The sequence below is a fragment of the candidate division KSB1 bacterium genome (genome assembly GCA_034521575.1).
GTDB lineage: Bacteria > Zhuqueibacterota > Zhuqueibacteria > Residuimicrobiales > Krinioviventaceae > JAXHMJ01.
The window spans coordinates 2,548,740-2,566,001 of sequence record JAXHMJ010000005.1 but is presented as its reverse complement, the minus strand read 5'-3'; the positions used below and the strand labels follow the sequence as shown (position 1 = coordinate 2,566,001).

Annotated in this window: 17 protein-coding genes and 4 pseudogenes; 3 read left to right on the top strand and 18 right to left on the bottom strand. The window is 48.9% G+C overall.

Features of this window, described 5'->3' with window-relative positions; translation table 11 throughout:
* Positions 1–25: 25 nt before the first annotated feature.
* Both U5R06_24555 and fetB read left to right on the top strand, forming a co-directional pair.
* On the top strand, positions 26–625 hold the full coding sequence (locus U5R06_24555) for an ATP-binding cassette domain-containing protein (GenBank protein ID MDZ7725904.1): 600 nt from the start codon (positions 26–28) through the stop codon (positions 623–625).
* Positions 622–1,442, top strand: a pseudogene (fetB, locus tag U5R06_24550) (iron export ABC transporter permease subunit FetB). The gene U5R06_24555 and the pseudogene fetB overlap by 4 nt, the downstream one beginning before the upstream one ends.
* A gap of 69 nt (positions 1,443–1,511) precedes the next feature.
* On the opposite strand, the gene U5R06_24545 reads toward fetB, so the two are convergent.
* From U5R06_24545 to U5R06_24495, 11 genes and pseudogenes are all read right to left on the bottom strand, one after another.
* Complete coding sequence (locus U5R06_24545; GenBank protein ID MDZ7725903.1) at positions 1,512–1,931, bottom strand: hypothetical protein; 420 nt, start codon at positions 1,929–1,931, stop codon at positions 1,512–1,514.
* Positions 1,931–2,329 carry a PTS sugar transporter subunit IIA gene (locus tag U5R06_24540; GenBank protein ID MDZ7725902.1) on the bottom strand — a complete coding sequence of 133 codons (399 nt, stop codon included), beginning with the start codon at positions 2,327–2,329 and terminating at the stop codon, positions 1,931–1,933. The genes U5R06_24545 and U5R06_24540 overlap by 1 nt, the downstream gene beginning before the upstream one ends.
* A 20-nt stretch (positions 2,330–2,349) precedes the next feature.
* On the bottom strand, positions 2,350–3,594 hold the full coding sequence (locus tag U5R06_24535) for a cation:proton antiporter (protein MDZ7725901.1): 1,245 nt from the start codon (positions 3,592–3,594) through the stop codon (positions 2,350–2,352).
* Positions 3,595–3,711: 117 nt separating this feature from the next.
* Complete coding sequence (locus tag U5R06_24530) at positions 3,712–4,149, bottom strand: V-type ATP synthase subunit K (protein MDZ7725900.1); 438 nt, start codon at positions 4,147–4,149, stop codon at positions 3,712–3,714.
* A 38-nt stretch (positions 4,150–4,187) separates the two neighbouring features.
* Positions 4,188–5,933, bottom strand: a complete 1,746-nt coding sequence (locus tag U5R06_24525; protein MDZ7725899.1) for a hypothetical protein — start codon at positions 5,931–5,933, stop codon at positions 4,188–4,190.
* A 2-nt stretch (positions 5,934–5,935) separates the two neighbouring features.
* Entirely contained in the window at positions 5,936–6,547 is a 612-nt protein-coding gene (locus U5R06_24520) for a V-type ATP synthase subunit D (protein ID MDZ7725898.1), read from the bottom strand.
* The gene (locus U5R06_24515) at positions 6,519–7,976 is read right to left on the bottom strand and encodes a V-type ATP synthase subunit B (GenBank protein MDZ7725897.1); all 1,458 of its coding nucleotides are present in this window, start codon (positions 7,974–7,976) and stop codon (positions 6,519–6,521) included. Before U5R06_24515 ends, U5R06_24520 begins: the two co-directional genes overlap by 29 nt.
* Positions 7,973–9,704 (bottom strand): annotated as a pseudogene (locus U5R06_24510) (V-type ATP synthase subunit A). The gene U5R06_24515 and the pseudogene U5R06_24510 overlap by 4 nt, the downstream one beginning before the upstream one ends.
* Entirely contained in the window at positions 9,701–10,198 is a 498-nt protein-coding gene (locus U5R06_24505) for a DUF2764 family protein (protein MDZ7725896.1), read from the bottom strand. Before U5R06_24505 ends, U5R06_24510 begins: the two are co-directional and overlap by 4 nt.
* Positions 10,198–10,800, bottom strand: a complete 603-nt coding sequence (locus U5R06_24500) for a hypothetical protein (protein ID MDZ7725895.1) — start codon at positions 10,798–10,800, stop codon at positions 10,198–10,200. Before U5R06_24500 ends, U5R06_24505 begins: the two co-directional genes overlap by 1 nt.
* A 721-nt stretch (positions 10,801–11,521) precedes the next feature.
* Positions 11,522–11,770: a hypothetical protein gene (locus U5R06_24495; GenBank protein MDZ7725894.1), complete on the bottom strand. Its 249-nt coding sequence runs from the start codon at positions 11,768–11,770 to the stop codon at positions 11,522–11,524.
* A 358-nt stretch (positions 11,771–12,128) separates the two neighbouring features.
* Here U5R06_24495 and U5R06_24490 point away from each other — a divergent pair, with 358 nt between their 5' ends.
* Positions 12,129–12,452 (top strand): hypothetical protein, encoded by a 324-nt coding sequence (locus tag U5R06_24490; GenBank protein ID MDZ7725893.1) that lies wholly within the window; start codon positions 12,129–12,131, stop codon positions 12,450–12,452.
* 63 nt (positions 12,453–12,515) lie between these two features.
* Here the strand turns inward: U5R06_24490 and U5R06_24485 are convergent, their stop codons facing one another.
* The 7 genes and pseudogenes from U5R06_24485 to U5R06_24455 form a co-directional block, all read right to left on the bottom strand.
* A complete protein-coding gene (locus tag U5R06_24485) occupies positions 12,516–13,484 on the bottom strand; it encodes a peptidylprolyl isomerase (protein MDZ7725892.1) in 969 nt (322 codons plus the stop codon).
* A gap of 446 nt (positions 13,485–13,930) precedes the next feature.
* Positions 13,931–14,083: pseudogene (locus U5R06_24480) on the bottom strand (SurA N-terminal domain-containing protein).
* A 13-nt stretch (positions 14,084–14,096) separates the two neighbouring features.
* Positions 14,097–14,324 carry a SurA N-terminal domain-containing protein gene (locus U5R06_24475; protein ID MDZ7725891.1) on the bottom strand — a complete coding sequence of 76 codons (228 nt, stop codon included), beginning with the start codon at positions 14,322–14,324 and terminating at the stop codon, positions 14,097–14,099.
* Positions 14,325–14,434: 110 nt separating this feature from the next.
* On the bottom strand, positions 14,435–15,682 hold the full coding sequence (locus U5R06_24470) for a T9SS type A sorting domain-containing protein (GenBank protein ID MDZ7725890.1): 1,248 nt from the start codon (positions 15,680–15,682) through the stop codon (positions 14,435–14,437).
* A complete protein-coding gene (locus U5R06_24465; GenBank protein MDZ7725889.1) occupies positions 15,663–15,983 on the bottom strand; it encodes an immune inhibitor A in 321 nt (106 codons plus the stop codon). The genes U5R06_24470 and U5R06_24465 overlap by 20 nt, the downstream gene beginning before the upstream one ends.
* Positions 15,949–16,455, bottom strand: a complete 507-nt coding sequence (locus tag U5R06_24460) for a hypothetical protein (protein MDZ7725888.1) — start codon at positions 16,453–16,455, stop codon at positions 15,949–15,951. Before U5R06_24460 ends, U5R06_24465 begins: the two co-directional genes overlap by 35 nt.
* Before the next feature lie 30 nt (positions 16,456–16,485).
* Positions 16,486–17,133, bottom strand: a pseudogene (locus U5R06_24455) (C1 family peptidase).
* Positions 17,134–17,262: the final 129 nt, after the last annotated feature.

The window sequence follows — 17,262 nt, the reverse complement described above, 5'->3', positions numbered from 1 at the left end:
TACATCGTTGAACAGGAACATCAATATGGCACAATTTTCACTTTATCAATTTCAATATTTTGATATTCAGCCGCTCACTCTGAACCTGAATCCTCACCAGTGTCTGGGACTTGCCGGACCGTCCGGTTCGGGAAAAACCCGTCTGCTGCGGTCTCTGGCGGACCTGGAGCCGTTCAAGGGTGATATGCATCTCGATGGCGTATCCTATCAGGATTACAAGCCGCCGGAATGGCGCAGACGTGTGGGGCTGCTGCCAGCCGAAAGCCAGTGGTGGCATGACAGTGTCGGAGAGCATTTCAGCGCCTGGAACAAAGATTTGCTTCTGCAATTGGGATTTGCACCGGATGTCATGCGCTGGAGTATCAGCCGTTTGTCCAGCGGTGAAAAAAAACGGCTGTCGTTGTTGCGGCTGCTCGCCAACCAGCCGGATGTTCTGCTGTTAGACGAACCAACCTCAAATCTGGACCCGGGTTTTGTTGAAAAGGTTGAATTGCTGTTGCTGGATTATAAAAAGACACACGCGGTGGTCTGTCTGTGGGTCAGTCATGACCGGGCGCAGCTGCAGCGGTTAACCGATCGGGTGTGGGAAATCCGTGACAAGCGATGGCGGGAGGTGCAGATATGACAATCATCTCTCTCTCCCCGTTCGATCTCGCGCTTGCGGCGTTTATCATTCTGTCCGTATGCCGGGTTGACATTTGCCTTACGATTGCGGCTGGGCGGGCCAATTCTTGATATCAGCGGCACGCGCACTGGCCCAGCTGCTGCTGGTCGGTTTTGTTCTTGAAACCCTGTTCGAACACGACCGTCTGATCTGGGTCGCTTTGATGGCGCTGGTCATGCTGTTAACCGCCTCGCGGGAAGCCGTGCGCCGTCAAACACGAAAATTCCGCGCGTTGTGGGGGCTGTTGTTCGGGGGCAGCGCCATGTTTGTGGTCTCATTCACCGTAACCCTGATCGCCCTGACCGTCATTATTTCACATGATCCCTGGTATGAGCCGCGCTATGCCGTGCCGGTGCTGGGTATGATGCTCGGCAATACCATGAACGGGATTTCTCTGGGACTGGAACGCCTCACCAGTAGCGCCTGGCAGCAGCGTGACATTATTGAGAATCGGCTGATGCTGGCTCAGACCTGGAACCGGGCGATCGAGGATGTGCGGCGGGAGGCCATTCACAGCGGACTCATTCCTATTGTCAATGCTATGGCGGTGGCCGGAATTGTCAGTTTACCCGGCATGATGACCGGGCAGATTCTGGCCGGAAACGCGCCGATGGAAGCGGTTAAATATCAGATCTTGATTTTTTTTCTCATTGCATCATCGGTGGGATTCGGCACCATTGCCGCGGTCTGGATGGCCTCCCGCTATCTGTTTGACCAGCGTCAGCGTCTGCGTCTGGATCGCCTGAAACAGCCGGTTCCTGGAAAACGCACATCATAATTTGCATGATTCCGGCACTGTTATCCGGATGAACCGGGGCTTAAAATGTGCCTCTGTTCAGACCGTCTTTTAATAAACTTCCAGGCTACCCTTCATAAAATCGATATCTGTTGTATAGATCATCACGCCGCTATGGGTTCCCAGATCTCCCAAAAGCTGTTCCACACTGTCGACTATCCGCTGCAGCTGATTTTCAGCGACAATCGTTGTGATGGTCTTGCTTTCCTCAGAGGTATCACCTAAAAAATTCATAAAATCAGCAAACAACGGCACATGCGTCAGTACGCCGCGCAGTCCGACAGAATCCACCACCGAAGCCCCGCGCACACCATTTTCCAGGAAAATCTCACTGATATCATCCAGATACTGCGTTTCATAAAGCACCATCGTCAACAATTTCTTTTTACCCTCAGGCCGCCGTGACGGCAGTCCGCCGGGGATATGTTCCAGAAACACTTCCTTAAGGGACAGCGAAGATTTGGCGCGCATCAGGTCACGCCGGGCACCTGAGTTTTTGGCCACCAGAGAAATCTGCGCGAGCAGGCGGAGAAACTCATTCGATTGGGCTGGCGGACCGACCAGAGAAAAGAAAAGATGCGTGCGTTTGCCGTCATACTTTGAAAATCGACCCCTTTTCGGGACAGCGCAATGCCAACATAAAATGAATCAAGTTCTTTGATACGGGCATGCGGTATGGCAACGCCGTTCTCGAACGCCGTCGAGCCCTGCTCCTCGCGCTCCATAAACGCCGCGTTCAGGTTTTCCGCCGGGATGTCGGGGAGAACCCGGCTAAGGATTTGCGCCAACTCCCGCACACATTCTTTTTTATGCCGGGACGACAGAGACACCGAACAGGCGTCCTGTTTTAAAAATTGAATGATATCCATAGTTCACTCAACGTTTGAATTTAAAGGTCCATGCCGCGTTTAATGCCGAACCGTGAAATGGCCGGACCAATCAGTTCATTGATAAATACACTCAACAGGATGATGTTGACAATCATCATAAAGGATGCTTTCAAGTGCGGCGCAGCCTGGACGGCAACCGGCGAATTTTGTACAAACAACGCCAGGCCGATAGCAACCCCGGCCTGCGGAAAAAGACAGAATCCCAAATTCCGGCGAATATGCGCCGGTGTATGGGTCAACAGTCCGGCTGTCAAAATTCCGGCTGATTTGCCCGCAAACCGCGACAGCAAATAAACAAAGCCTGCCCCCATTACCGCAGCGTGCGCCAGTACTTGCACATGCATTTCGGTTCCGGCCAGAATAAAGAACATGGCAAAAATCGGAGGCGTCAGAGGTTCGAGATAACTGAAAATACGCTGATTTTTATGCGATATATTGATCAGCGTGGCGCCCATGGCCATGGTGGCCAACAGGGGTGATGCATGTAGCGTAGCGGCCAAAGCCGAAACAATGAACATCAGAGCCAGTGACACCAGCAGTATTTCATTGGCGTGCTTGCGCCGGATAGTCAAGACATGCGTAATAATCCCTCCAGCGAGTCCGAGCAGTATGGAGAGAATGACTTCCCACAAGGCATGTGCCAGACCGATCCAAACACTGGCATGCACCGCAGCGCCGCCGAGCTGCGGACTAACGGCCGCGAAAACAATCCCAAAAAGGATCACACAAACAGCGTCGTCAAAGGCAACGACCCCGTACAAATGATCGACAAAATCACCTCGGGCGCGCAGTTCCTTAATGATCACCACCGTAGCCGCCGGGGCCGTCGCGGCGGATATACTCCCCAAGATCAAAGCGATCTCGTACCGGAATCCGAGCAACAGCATCGCTGCCGTGACCGCGGCAAAGGCGAACAGCGATTCAAACAGGGTCAGCATCAGAATCCGGGTGCCGGTGCGTTTCATCTTGGCAATACTGAATTCGCCGCCGATCGTCAAGGCGATAAAACCGAGCGCAATTTCCGTGATATGAGTCAGATTGCTGCTCATGTTGGCGTGGATCACGCCGGTAATGGATTCTCCCAGCAAAAGACCCGAGACAATATACCCGGTCAACGCCGGTAACTTTAGTTTTTCAAACAGCTTTCCGATAAAAAAACCGCAAAACAGCAGGATTCCGAGGCTGAGTACAATACTGTCATGGAAAAACCCAATAAAATTCAGCCAGATATCGAACAGGTTCATAGATCAAGCACCGAGTTCATGCAGTCATGACATTTTCTAAAAGTAGCCATTCCAAATTATTTCAATAACAAAAAAAGGCGGCAAAAGCCGCCTTTGAAATAAAATCTGATAACAGAGTTATGCGGGAAGCGCCGTCATGGCGAACACCATAACGAACAGGGCCACGGTCTCGATAACACCGACGACCATAATATAATTACCAAACCCCTTGCCTGTTTCCGTCAAAGCGTCACAGGCTTTGGCTCCGGCTTTACCCTGCATATAAGAAGACATTCCCATAGCGAGACCGGCGATTCCGCCCAGCAGACACATCCATCCGTAGGATTCCGGACCGGCATTGACTTCCAGAATAGCATTTCTCAAGATCATACCGTAAATAGTCTGGGACAGGGGTGCACCGACGAATGCTACAAGAATAAACGGCGCTGCTTTATTTTGCGAAAAAGCTTTCTTCCATGCTCCCACGGCAGAAATACCAGCCACACCCGTACCCAGAGCGGATCCGATAGCGGCCAACGCCAGGGATAGATTCATATCACCCAATCCTTCGATCATAGCATGTTCCTTTCATCTTTCAATTTATAACAATACACTTATTCTTTAAACGGTTTATATTCATGTCCGGTCCATTCCATACCCAGATGACCGGAGAATTCCAGCATATTCAATCGAACACCGTGTACCAGCACAGCCATCAGCGCCAGGATGATATTCAATCCGTGCCCAAAGACCAGCACCAGGGGAGCCATAATACCGCCGGCCATTTCATTAAAACTGACCGCAACCGTCACAGTTGCAATACCCACGGCAAACAGACGGATATAGGACACAATATCCGAAAAGCTGCTGATGATATCAAGCGGTAAATTCCCAAGGGTAATGAAAAATCCCTTGATGATATTTTTTTGAAAATTGGCAAACAGTCCGACCAACACCGCGCCTGCAATGAGAAGCGGCAGGGCAAAATCAGGCATCGAGTGTCCAAGCACCATCAATTTGGCGACAAAATACATACAGCTTAGAATCAGCACCCATCCGAGCTCGGCAATAAACGGCAGGGACGGAAATTTTTTCAGCGCTGCGGAAATCCGCGCCAGAACCAGCTGAACCACACCGATTATAAACGTCAGCTGCATCATAAATTGCATGGACGCTTCAGAATCATTAAAACTTGAAATCTGATCAACGACGAACATGTTCAGCGCCGGAAGTTCAGCAATAGCCCTGGATCCAAACCAGGTTCCCGTCACCAGTCCCCAGATAATGGTGCAGATACTCAAGACATAAAATAAAATAAACGGTTCGCGCGGGGCGTTCTTGTATTTTTTTGCCGCCCAAATGGTACCGCCCAGAAAAATCAATCCGTAACCGCCGTCACCGACCAGCATTGCGTAAAAAATGGAAAAGAACAGCAGGAATAAAAAGCTGACATCCATTTCGTGATAACCCGGCAGCGTGCCCATAAAATCATAAATCGGCTGGATAATACGGATCGGCTTTTTGTTGCGCAGCAGGGTCGGAACCTGAGAAGGATCATCCGGGTCATCAATGATATAGGCCCATTCCTCCTTGTCGGCGCTTTTTTTTATGGAATCGACCTGATCTTTAGGGATAAATCCTTCCAGATACTGAAAAGATTTCTCTTCCGCCATGCTCTGACGCACGTTTTCAAATTCAAGCTGCTTTTGCAGTTCTGCTTTGTGCGCGATGATATCCGGTTTTTTAGCGGACGCTTTTTTCAATTCTTTTTCTGTGTCAGTTAGTTGTTTTTTTAGATCAGCAATTTCTTTCTCGAGATCACTGACCTCGGCATCCGGCATGGGATATTCCGGAACATCCAACCGCGCGTCAGGATCCGGACTGATATATAGAAATCGAACCCGGCTTTTATCTGCGTCGATCACCATCACATCGGCATCTTCCGGAAGCTCATTATACTGTTCGGGAGATGCGACGTAAAATCTTAAATACAAACCGGCTTGTTGAAGCTTTTCCAGGGAATCGAGAGAAACATGTCCCCAATTCTGAAACCAGGAATCGGTTTCACGTTTTTCATCCAATAGAGTCTGAATTTCGTCCTTTTGAGCCAGCAGATCCAGGACATGCCGGGTGAGTTCTTTACCCTTTTCAGCGTTACCTTTGGCGGTACTCTCGCTTTCAAGCGCCGCTTCGGCCTTTTCCGCCTGTTCGATTTTGGAACGCAATTCATTGATATCATCGGATACCGGTTGTTGTACGTATTTGATATGCAGCACACCCAATGAGCGTAATGTGTTCAGGGCCTGCTCACGTTCCCGCGCACTCACCAGCAGTGTAATTTGTTTCATCGGTACTATCATGATCAGGCCGCCTCTGCTTTCTTGCGTTGAATCTTTTTCTTGGCAATTTTTCCGCGCACCACTTCCGCGGTTTGCTGATCGCCCAGAAAGATCTGTATTTTCCGGATATTTTCCCGGGCTTCCGGAATTTTAATCTCTTCAAACAATTTGATCCGTTGGATTGTGGTCTGCAATTCCTTGCTGATCAACTCTTGCTGTTCCTCGGCAATTTGCCATTCTATCCGGCGAGTAATCTGTTCTTTTAACAGATTTAGCCCTTTATCAACCCACAGCGGGGTTTCAAAATCATCATATTCAATATCTTTAAAGGTCAGGTTTTTAAACACAGGTATATCGATACCGGCAATGTTTCCGGTTTCGGTTTCTAAATCTTCAACCTGTACGAGTTCTTGCAAATCCACCGAGGTATCCGAATACACTGCAATCCAGTCGGAAACCTCGCCTTCAATCCGCTTGTTTTCCTCCTGCAGTTCGTTTACCCGCTTTTTAATCTTTTTGATCTCCATGATCAATTGTTTCTTTTTCAGCTCCAGTGTCGGGAGATAGCGAGTAAAGCGCTTGAGAGCATCTTTTTGAGTTTTTAACTCATTTTTGGTCAGCTTTATCTTTGCCATCGTCCTTTACCTTTTTACTTTCACTCTCGCGTTTTTCTTTATCCGGTTCGGCCTTTTTTTTGCCGTTTTTCGCTTTTTGTTCCTGTTCTGCTTCAGCCTTTTCCTTATCGTTTGTCTCTGCTTGTTCATCTTTGGATTTTTCAGGCCAGAATTTTTTAATCAGTTCCGATCGCAGACCGGTTTCCTGCGGCTCGAAACACTGAGCCAAAATCTCCCAGCCCCGGTCCAAGGCTTCTTCGAGCGGAATATTCACTTCAAGAGACATCATTTTCGTTTCAAAGAGTTCGCCGTATTTGAGCAACTTGCTGTCCCATTCGCTCATCTGAAATCCCATGGAGCGTTTCTCCTCGGTTTCCCGGTATTGGGCAAACAACTGAATCATACCGTCCATAATCGCACGGTGATCATCACGGGTTGTGTCATTGACCAGCTGTTTCAACCGGCTCAGAGAACCAAACGGTTCAATACGCTGGTTACGCAGGTAGAACTGACCTTCTGTGATATAGCCGGTGTTATCCGGAACCGGGTGCGTCACATCATCGCCGGGCATGTTGGTCACACCCAGGATCGTGATCGCACCGGCACCTTCAAAATCAACCGCTTTTTCATAACGCGCAGCCAGCTGGGAATATAAATCGCCGGGGTAACCGCGGTTTGACGGCACCTGTTCCATGGTAATAGCGATCTCTTTCAGAGCATCGGCAAAGTTGGTCATATCAGTCAGCAATACGAGCACTTCCTTGCCGTTCAGTGCAAATTTTTCCGCGACAGCCAGCGCCAAATCCGGAACCATCAGACTTTCCACCACCGGCTCGGAGGCCAGATTCATAAAAAAAATGGAGCGATTCAGAGCGCCGCCTTCTTCGAGGGTATTTTTAAAATACATATATTGATCAAACTTGAGTCCGATACCGCCCAGGATGATCAGGTCCACTTCGGCCTGCAGGGCAATTCGCGCCAGCAGTTCGTTATAGGGTTCACCGGATGCGGAAAAAATCGGCAGTTTCTGAGAGGCAACCAGTGAATTGAACACATCGATCATGGGAATATTGGTTCGAATCATACGGCTGGGAATAATCCGTTTGGCCGGGTTCACAGAGGGACCGGCAATCGGGATGACCTCCTCGGAAATCTCCGGACCACCGTCTCTGGGTTCACCCGCCCCGTTGAACACACGGCCAAGCATATTGTCCGAGAACGACACCCGCATGGGATGTCCTAAAAACCGCACTTCATCGTTGGTAGAGACACCCCGGCTGCCCGCAAACACCTGCAGAGAAACCAGATCTCCTTCCAGCTTTATCACCTGTGCTAAAGATTTTCCGCGCCTCGTTGTGATTTCGGCCAGCTCCTCATAAGTCACATCAGAGGCGCGTACCGTGATCACATTACCGGAAACACTTTCTATTTTATTGTATACTCGTCTCATTGGTCTGACTTTCCTTCTATCAATTCTTTGATCTTCTTTTCTTGATCTTTGAATTCATCGGATTCAAATTCAGTATAATTCCAGTCAATAAACATCTGCCGCAAATCGTAAAAATATTTACGCACCGCATCTTTGCTGTCAAAATCGTATTTCTTTTGCAGGATTTCGTCGATCACTTTGGACACATAGACTTGACGCTCCGTCGAGCAGGCGGCATCCACGGGATCAAAACCATTCTGCTGCAGATAGACCATATCCAGAAAATCTGATTTCAGATAAACTATGTAATCTTCAATAGACGTTCCTTCTTCACCGACAACCTGCATCATCTGGTTGACCTCGGAGCCGTCTTCCAGAAATCCACGCGCGCGATCGACCATTTCTTTCGGCACCTTGCCCTCATACGTCGACCAGCTGTCCAGCGGATCAATGGACGGAAACCGGCGTGCATTGGCGCGGTCCCTGGATAATCCGTGAAACGCGCCGACCACCTTGAGTGTCGACTGGGTCACGGGTTCTTCAAAGTTTCCGCCGGCCGGCGAAACCGTTCCACCGATGGTCAAACTGCCCTTGTCGCCCCAATTCAATTCCACCATTCCGGAACGTTCATAAAACTCGGCGATACGGGATTCGAGATAAGCCGGAAACGCTTCTTCTCCGGGGATTTCTTCCAGACGGCCGGACAGCTCACGCATCGCCTGAGCCCAGCGTGATGTCGAGTCCGCCAACAGCAGCACATTCAGTCCCATCTGCCGGTAGTATTCGCCCAATGTCGACGCTGTGTACACCGACGCTTCACGCGCGGCCACCGGCATGGACGATGTGTTGGCAATAATGATGGTCCGTTCCATCAAACTGCGCCCGGTGCGCGGATCCGTCAATTCCGGGAATTCGCGGCATGGTTTCCACAATTTCGCCGGCACGTTCACCACAGGCGGCAATAATCACAATGTCAACATCCGCGTAACGGCTGGTGATCTGCTGCAGCACGGTTTTTCCGGCGCCGAACGGACCCGGGATACAATAGGTGCCGCCTTTGGCAATCGGGAAGAATGTATCAATAATTCTGACCTTGGTGGTCAGCGGTTCGGTCGGCAGGACCTTGGTTTTATACGCGTCGATCGGCAATTTGACCGGCCACTCGAACTGCAAACGGCATTCAAGTGTGTTGCCGCGCTCATTTTTCAATGTGGCAATGTTGTCTTCGATGGTATAGTCACCCTCTTTGGCTATGGACTCGACCGTCCACTCGCCCTGGGCATCAAACGGCACCATGATAAAATGATCGAATTGAGTTTCCGGGACTTTGCCCAGACGGCTGCCACGCAGCAGCTTGTCGCCTTTTTTGGCAATGGGCGTGAATTTCCATTTGGTATCAGCGCCCAATGCATCCAGAATATCACCCTGGGGCAGAAAAAAACCGTGCTTTTCCGCCAACCCAAACAGTGGATTCTGCAGACCATCATAGATACTGCCGATCAAGCCCGGCCCCAGCTGCACGGATAATAGATCTCCGGTGAATTCTACCGTACCACCTACTTTTAAACCTTTTGTATTTTCAAACACCTGCATAAATGCGGTGTTTCCCTGAATTCGGATCACCTCGGATTTGAGGCGCTGCTCGCCCGTCACCGCATAAGCCACTTCATTTTGGGTGACACTGCCGTCTACATCCACGGTGAGCAAATTTCCATTAATACCTGTTATCGATCCAGTTATTTGACTCATACGGATACCTTGCTGATTTTTTGAAAAAGTTCCAATCCCTTTTCTTTATCGAACAGGGATAATCGTTCCAATATCTGAAGTTTAATATAGTATAACACCAAAAAGTCCAGGTCGAAATGGTGATCCCACTCCAGTTCCGTGATCATATCCCAACGGTAGCGCAGTATCTTGCGCTCAATTTCCAATGGATTTCCTTCTTTAACCAAAGTCGGGGGAAATGAACGGGGTTTGTAATCCTGGCCTTCCCGCTGGGCGCGGCGCCACTGCACCAGTTCCGTACGGAAACGGCGTTCAAACTCGACATATTGTTTCAGTACTCCCGGGCCGCGCTTGATGGGTTGCATCGTTGCGTAACCTGCCTGGCTCAATACGGTGTAATCGCGGGGAGTGAGCCATTTTCCAGCCTCCTCCAGGAACATCTCCGAATTAATGTCAGGAGTCCGGTCAAAAAACAGCATCGGAAGCTGGGCAATTGTATAATAATACTTGTCCATTATGAATTATCCAGTATTTCATTCAGCCGTTCGTTGAGAAAAGACTTTAAAAAGTCCGCAAGTGTTTCATCGGAGAAATCAAAATATACATTTTCATCCTTCATACCAATGCGAAAGCCTTCAGAGATATCGCGACCGGTGCTCAGTGTGACGCCCTCTTTGACATCTTTTTTCAAACTTTTGAACAGCAGGTCTTCCAGCTTTTTCTTGTCATCGTCACTCACCTGCACTTCAATTTCAGGTTGATCCGACCATTTCTCTATAATTTTTGCGATCAGATCTTTGAGAAATTCCGCATCCAGAGAATCCGAGACCTCACGTTTGAACACGGGCATCAAACATTTCTGTGATTCGATCTCTTTCAGCATCAACTCGCTGTCGCGGGCAGCCTGCTTGATGGACTGTTCTGCGTTCTGCTGAAATTTTTCGGCTTCTTTTTGGCCGTTTTTAACAATCTCATCTGCTTTTTTTTGGGCGTTTTCGACGATTTCCTTGGCCTCTTTTTCAGCCTTTTTAATGATTTCGTCGGATTGCTTTTGAGCATCCTCAACGCCCTCTTTGCGCAGTTTTTCAATCAGATTTTCTAATTTGACTTCTGCCATTTATAATGCTCCCATTATTCTGGAACGTATTTATAATTTCAGATAAAGTTTAAAATTAAAGATATTGAATTTCTTGTGAAAAATCAAATTAATTTCCAGTAAAATGATTCCAGTCCTCTTTTTATTACAATTTTTTACAACATTGCGGTTTTATCAATTTATAGCGTTCTACAATAATTGAACCTCGCGAGGTCTCCGCTATTGATTCTCACGGACACCTCTGCCCCTCGCATTTATTCGCACATACTGTACGACAAAGAACATAGCGGGCTGCAGCCCCGACGCGATCCGGCTCGATCCTGAATCGGGGATTTTCACTCGAACCATTGCTTGTACTCCTGTTCGGGGTGTTGACCGGCCGCTATTTTTCATAGTCCCGAGCTTTAGCTCGGGGGGTACGAGATCACCACAACACACTCTATCGGGGGGCTTTAGCCCCAAGTGGATACGCAGAAGTACGCTGTGCTGATTTTACAGGTTTTGCGATATTACTGCAAGCTAAAACAGCTGAAACAAGGCTTTCAATAATACGATTTCAGCACACAGCAGCAGATGTTTATACGGGACACGACATTTTGTAGCTTTGCATTTTTTACACCCTGTCCGGGGTATTTACCTTATTTTTCTCTTTGCAAGCTTAGTAGCCGCAAGACATCGTGCCAACTACCTTATTACCTTATTTTACAACATTTTACACGTTGTTGGCCATTTACAAACAAATTTATTTGAAAAACGCAAACAAAATCCCCAATAATGCCCCCACCTGACCGATCCAGAAAATGAACATCCATTTGATGAGGTCGGGGCGGGTTTTGCTGTTTTCTGAAGTGATGCGCTCATTAACCTTGGATAATTCCGCTGTCATGCGCTCATTGACGTTGCCGATTTCTTCGGTCAAGCGATGCTCAAATTTTTTCTCAACAAACGTCAGCATCTCTTGTTTTTGTTCTTCTTTACTTGCATTCATCAAGCAAATGAGACTTAGCCTTCGTCTCCCAGCTTTTCTCTTGGCGGTTTTTCAACGATAGCAATTTTTGCCATTTTACCCTCCTTTTCATGATAAACATAACGTAATTTAATGATATTTCAGGTAAATACAAGGAAAAGCAAAGTCGAATGATCTTGAAAAACCGGGTGTCCGGACTGCATTCAGCAAGCGACAGGCGGAACGATGGAATCAGGATGCGATACCGGGTCAGGGGGCCCTGGCCCTCTTTCGTTTCTGAGCCCCGGTGTTGATGCCGGGGCGGTCTGCGGGCAAGTGACAGCTGCGCCGCCACGCGCAACCGATCCGAATAAAATTGCCAAGGGACGAACACAGTCCACCAGTGGGCAAAGGTACTCCGGCAGCTCAGAAACCAAAGCATCCGTCTGGGCAGGAAACGCGTATTCCGGGCACGTCGTTTGCCGGCGGCGACCCACCTGCAGGCGATACGCTGCACAGACCACCCGGCTTTGTCAGATTCCGGACTGCGTCCGTTTCTGACAAAGCGTCCCTCCTTGGAAAAGGAGGGAAAAGAACAAGCGTCATCAATGATGCTATTGCTGTGGATGAACCCGGACTAATTTTTTTCAAGACAACCTCATATATCACCCTCCGTATGTCGGGCCCGATGTCCCTGCACGACGGCATCGCGGATGCTGCGCTCTAAAACAAAAAACCCCGGAGACCGGGGTTAAACCGATGTCCGGGGTTCGAATCAAACAAAAGAGTATTACATGATTTCATCTCTGTAATCTTTAATAGTCGCACGCTCTTTGATATTTTCGTACCATTCTGCGAATATTTGATTGCGGCGCTGCCGAGCGATTCGGGTGGCCAGTTCTTCTTTCCGGGCATTGAATGCCTTTTCATCAAATTCGTCCTTTTCAATCAACTGCAGCAGATAATATCCGCGCGAGCCTTTAACCGGTTCCGAGAAATCACCTTCTTCAAGAGCGAATGCGGTTCCAGCAAACCGGGGCTCACGTCCGACGCCGGGAATGGTGCCGCTCAGGGTAAAGGGTTTGGTCTGATTGACCTTCAGACTGTCCATAGCCGCAACCTGATCAAACGAAGCGCCCTGCTTTAACTGCTCATACCCTGCTTCACAATGCTCGCGGGCGGCCTGCATGCGTTTTTCGGCTTTCAACGAATTGACAATTCTTGTCCTTACGTTGTCCAGCAGCTGTATATGTGCGTTCTGAACTTTTGCAAGTTCCAGTACATAAAACGCATCCTGAGTGGTAATCAATTCACTCACCTGGCCGACCTCCGACTGAAACGCAAAACGATTAATGCTGGTTTCAATGCCGATCCCCGGAATACTGCCGTCTCGGGTAAAGGGCGGTGTGGTTTCCGCGGACCAGCAGCTGCCCGTCGCAACCGTGCTCAAACTGTCTTCCTGAGCCGCCTCGGACACATAGGTCATGATTTCGCGCATGTCATCGCGTGTGGTCGAAGAGGCTTCAAATTTCAACAAAATATGCCGGGCCTTGACTTGTCTTTCACCATCCTGAATACGTTTATCTTCTACTTTGATAATATGCAATCCAAAGCGTGACTCTACCGGCCCCACGACCTGTCCTTCAGACGCTTTGAATGCAGCATCAGAAAACGGCGCCACCATCTGCGAGCGGGTGAAATAGCCCAGATCACCGCCATTTTGAGCGGACCCGGGGTCTTCGGAGTAAATTTCCGCCATTTCTGCAAATCGCGTCCCTGTTCAATATCCTGAATCAAGTCTTTGGCATCCTGGTAAACCGCAGCAGAATCCGAGGGAGTCGGTTGGATGTCCATCTTTACATAATTGAGAACACGTTTTTCCTCTACCTCAAAATCATCCTGATGTTCTTTATAATACGTCTTGATCTCTTCTTCTGTGGGCTCTTGAATTTCATCAGTAAATGAAAACGCGTTGTAAAAAATATAATCAACTGTGGCTTTTAGGTTGTTCATTTTATATTCCAGTTTCAGGTCTTTATCCGTTACCACCACGGAGGAAGCTTCCATCAGATCAGCAAACTTTTGCACAGGAAGAGAATTTTTCAGATACATGATCACACTGTTCCAAAACCGGTCCGCCGAAGGCTCCTGCAAAGCGGCCTGGTAAATCTGTATGCTGAATTGTCCGGTTGAATCCTGAAAATTGGGATTTTGCCGCAGAAACTGCGGCGGATTGGTCCACAATTCTTCACCAATCTCTTCATTTGTCACTTCAATTCCCATTTTTTCAATCACATCCCTCAGCAGCCGCTGCTGAACGAGCCCTTCATATACCTGATTCTGAATCTGCTCCAGCATCCGGCCTTCGGGTTCAGCGCCCTGCTGCTGTCTGCCGAAACTGTTCAACCTGTTGCTGATAGGCGTCATAGTATTCTTTTGCAGAGATTTCGTCGCCGTTTACCTCGGCAATAACACCTTTTTGCCGGCGACCTTCAAAACCTCCCATTCCCCAGCTGAAAATAATGGTCAGAATAAACGCAAAAACCAGAATCATTAATATAATTTTTGTGTTCTGACGCATCCGGTTCATAATAGCCATAAAATCATCCTCGTATCTATAGGTTTCAAACCAATGAATTTGCTAAAGAGTCAAACTAAATAAAATACGCGGAAATTGAGTAAAAATCAAGATGTTTTTCATCAAAAACCTCAGCGCACCAGATTCATTTTGCCGACTTTGACCCATTGTCCGGCTGCCGACTGGACCTGCAGGCTGTAAAAATACAGACCGGAAGAAAAATGTTCGGCATTCCACTGAACACGGGACAACCCGGACGGGCATCTTTGGTTCAAAAGATTGGCCACCCGCTGCCCGTTCAGATTGAACACATCCAGGGTCACCTGAGCGTCTGCCGGCAGTGAAAACGTAATAGTGGTGACCGGATTAAACGGATTCGGTGTATTCGGATACAAGACAATATGATCCGGCTGTACCGTTTCCGGTGCTGACACTTTCACCTGATACTGCAGAGTCAGGGTGAGCCGGTTCAATGAAATCCCTCTCAGATTGTCCAGGGTATTGTGATTGTATCGAAGCTGAAACCAGATCTTTTTTTCCTGCAGGCGACCCAAGTCAGTGGAATACGTCGAATATCCGTCCGTGGAACCGACCAGAGAGTCGATGGTAATCCAATGAAGCGTATCCGAACTGACATCAATATAGCACACCGGTTCCTCAGTGGACTGCCACCAGGAGGCTTTAATATTGAGCAAAAGTGAATTCAAAGCTTGTAAATTCAGCGGGGATTTGAAACGCAATACAGCCGGACCGGTTTGAGACTGCGCATTGCTGGTTATAGTCATCACGGCTTCTACAGAACCATCAATAGATTTGTATTCCCGCTTCCAGCTGCCTGTTACAGACCAGTGGGACTCAATAGTATCAAAATCACTGACCCTATCTGAAAGTGCAATCACTGTGGTGTCTGCATTATTGGTCAGATTTTGATCGCCTACGAGATGACTCTGCATCACACAAAGCACCACGCCGCTGTCCGCAGGAGCCGGGAGTTCAAATTCCACAGGCCGGCGTTCACCCGCAGCCAGATTGGTTACCGTCACCGTATCTGCACTTGTTTGAACCGAATTTAATAAAACAGCACATTCGGCCATCACAGAAGAGACCGGTTCAAAACCGACATTCTCCACCCAACCCTGTATATTCTGCTGACTGGTCATCAGCCAGACGCTGTCACTTTTCTGTATATGCGCAGATGCATCCTGTTGACGCGCGCTGACGTTCAGACTGACAGGAACCTTTATTTCAGATTGACTGGTATCATTGGAGGTAACAGATATTTTAGCACGATATCGGCCCGGCTTCAGTCCGGCTGTATTCACGACGACCGGAACAGGCAAGGTCTGGCCTGCCAGCAAGTCACCGGCGCCCTGACGCATCCAGAATCCACCGTGCTTTTTCTGATCCGTCACCGGTGATTGTCATACCATCCATTTCATCCGCACTGTTGTAAAACAGCACATTCTCATTGTCGGATACCGTGATTTCGTCGATGAAAAATCCGTTCATCCCGGGATCGTCACGGGTGCAAAATCCCATATCCGACGCAAACGCAAACCGGAGAATTACCTTGTCCGAAATAAAAGGACGGAGATCAAAAAGCGCCGGAACCCACCCCCCGCTTTTCCCGGTCCAGCCGGGTATATCAATACCCCATATTCCACCCCTGGACCGCTTCACCAAAACTCCATAGACTCTGAGAAGAATAATCCGGGTACAGAGGATTGATCACATGAAAGGTTCGTCCGCTGTCAACAGATATCCACACATTGCTGCCGTCCCAACCGTCATACGGGTATTTGGCGCCCTGAGGATACTCGATCGCCCAAAATGTCATAAAAGAGAGTTGCGGGGATTCGGTTTCTGACAAATCCAGCACCGGTGTATCCAGGTACTGCAGCCGACGATTATCATATCCACCCACCTCGGTATCCCCGCACCACCAGCTGCTGTTGTCAAATGCGTTAAACGAATTCATCTGCCAGGCAAGCGGAATTTGTTCATCAATACAGGCATAACTCACCCTCTCACTGGATTGATTGACAAGTATCAATGTATCTTCCACTGTTTCCCCTGCCGGTACTGAAAAGGACAACGAACCGGTGTGCAGGGCAAGAGCCGAACTCACGAGTTGGTCATAGACAAACGGCACAAAAGATCCGATATCGCTGTCACCCCATTTTATCCGGAAATAGCCATTTTCTCCCCAGGTCGGTCCCCAGCTGTTTTTACAAATCCAGGACTGTTCTTCATCGTTCCAGCCGACAATAAGAATCGCATGACCGCCGTTGGATTCTCCCCAGACGTGCTCGTAAACGCCTCCGAATAGGCGTAAAAATCATCATAGACCATATAAGAGGCAGACACCGGGTGCCGATAAACAGCCTGTTATATTTTCAACCACCGGTTCCGCCTGGGTCACATAGCCCCAGCCGGGAATAGTTATAGCTTCCGTCTGCCAGTCCGGGCATGCCTGGTCACAGGAAACAATGTCATCACCGGTATAAGGAAAACACGTTTCGGAGGGGACACCATCCATGGCCATAAAAGACAACACCCCTTCCAGTGAACCGCCTTCGCAGGAACCGCTGCCGCTGCAGGACAACAAAAATTGTTCTGAAAGGTCCAGATTGTGACTGTTATCTTTTTCTTTGATCATCCACCAGGATTCCACCTGTGCAGCGGCTGAAAACGCCCAGCAGCTGCCGCATTGCAGCTGATTTTTGACATCACTCACCCAGTTCCCGGCATGCTGCCGCCAGTCAAAAGAGGACGGCAATTCCAGCGTCTCCAGTTCAACCTTTTCCGCCAGCGGATCATGCACCCCCATGACGGTACCGCACAATTGTTGCCTCTCCCGCTGCGGCAGCCGGGTCACCCAATTGGGTTCTGCCGTCCATTGTGCGCCGGATTGATCAATCCTCTCCTGAATGACGTTAATCTCGGTCTCTGCAAATCC

What these genes read in the sequence shown, in the direction of transcription:
- U5R06_24525 (MDZ7725899.1), bottom strand. Translation starts at nt 5,933, where the DNA reads ATGATAGTACCGATGAAACAAATTACACTGCTGGTGAGTGCGCGGGAA.
- U5R06_24505 (MDZ7725896.1), bottom strand. Translation starts at nt 10,198, where the DNA reads ATGGACAAGTATTATTATACAATTGCCCAGCTTCCGATGCTGTTTTTT.
- U5R06_24530 (MDZ7725900.1), bottom strand. Translation starts at nt 4,149, where the DNA reads ATGATCGAAGGATTGGGTGATATGAATCTATCCCTGGCGTTGGCCGCT.
- U5R06_24500 (MDZ7725895.1), bottom strand. Translation starts at nt 10,800, where the DNA reads ATGGCAGAAGTCAAATTAGAAAATCTGATTGAAAAACTGCGCAAAGAG.
- U5R06_24515 (MDZ7725897.1), bottom strand. Translation starts at nt 7,976, where the DNA reads ATGAGACGAGTATACAATAAAATAGAAAGTGTTTCCGGTAATGTGATC.
- U5R06_24535 (MDZ7725901.1), bottom strand. Translation starts at nt 3,594, where the DNA reads ATGAACCTGTTCGATATCTGGCTGAATTTTATTGGGTTTTTCCATGAC.
- U5R06_24540 (MDZ7725902.1), bottom strand. Translation starts at nt 2,329, where the DNA reads ATGGATATCATTCAATTTTTAAAACAGGACGCCTGTTCGGTGTCTCTG.
- U5R06_24555 (MDZ7725904.1), top strand. Translation starts at nt 26, where the DNA reads ATGGCACAATTTTCACTTTATCAATTTCAATATTTTGATATTCAGCCG.
- U5R06_24485 (MDZ7725892.1), bottom strand. Translation starts at nt 13,484, where the DNA reads ATGGCGGAAATTTACTCCGAAGACCCCGGGTCCGCTCAAAATGGCGGT.
- U5R06_24545 (MDZ7725903.1), bottom strand. Translation starts at nt 1,931, where the DNA reads ATGCGCGCCAAATCTTCGCTGTCCCTTAAGGAAGTGTTTCTGGAACAT.
- U5R06_24475 (MDZ7725891.1), bottom strand. Translation starts at nt 14,324, where the DNA reads ATGGCTATTATGAACCGGATGCGTCAGAACACAAAAATTATATTAATG.
- U5R06_24470 (MDZ7725890.1), bottom strand. Translation starts at nt 15,682, where the DNA reads ATGCGTCAGGGCGCCGGTGACTTGCTGGCAGGCCAGACCTTGCCTGTT.
- U5R06_24520 (MDZ7725898.1), bottom strand. Translation starts at nt 6,547, where the DNA reads ATGGCAAAGATAAAGCTGACCAAAAATGAGTTAAAAACTCAAAAAGAT.